This window comes from Epilithonimonas hispanica, from assembly GCF_003385395.1.
GTDB classification, from domain to species: domain Bacteria; phylum Bacteroidota; class Bacteroidia; order Flavobacteriales; family Weeksellaceae; genus Epilithonimonas; species Epilithonimonas hispanica.
Genome location: NZ_QNUG01000141.1, coordinates 1 through 421 on the forward strand (window position 1 = coordinate 1; position 421 = coordinate 421).

The 421-nt window shown below is 42.5% G+C and carries 1 protein-coding gene; it reads right to left on the minus strand.

The features are described 5' to 3' along the window. Positions 1-421, minus strand: a 421-nt coding sequence (locus DRF58_RS18245; RefSeq protein ID WP_157966756.1) for a tyrosine-type recombinase/integrase, incomplete at both ends; no start/stop codon positions are given.

Sequence of the window (421 nt, forward strand, 5' to 3'; positions counted from 1 at the left end):
TGCCTGTTTTACCGCCCACTGAACGCCTCGTTGTGAGTAGCGGGAATCAAACTCTCCGCCAGCTCTTCCTTCTCGTGGCATTCCAAAGAGATAATCTTCCGGTTTTTCCGCTTCGATATACTTTTTGAGTCCACGAATCAGATGTTCGGAAAGTGGTAAATAGCGGTCTTTTTTCCCTTTTCCCTGAACCACTTTCAACTGTTTTCTATCAAAATCTAAGTCGCATAAACGGAGATTTCTAACTTCCATACAGCGGAGTCCGCACCCGTAAAGAATGCCGATCAAAATTTTATGCTTTAAAAGCTTACACCCCGAAAGCATTTGCCAAACCTCCTGTTTACTAAGCACTACAGGCAGTTTTTTCTCTCTTTTAATTTCCGGAAGACTCAAATAATCATAGCTCAAACCTTCCGATTTAAGC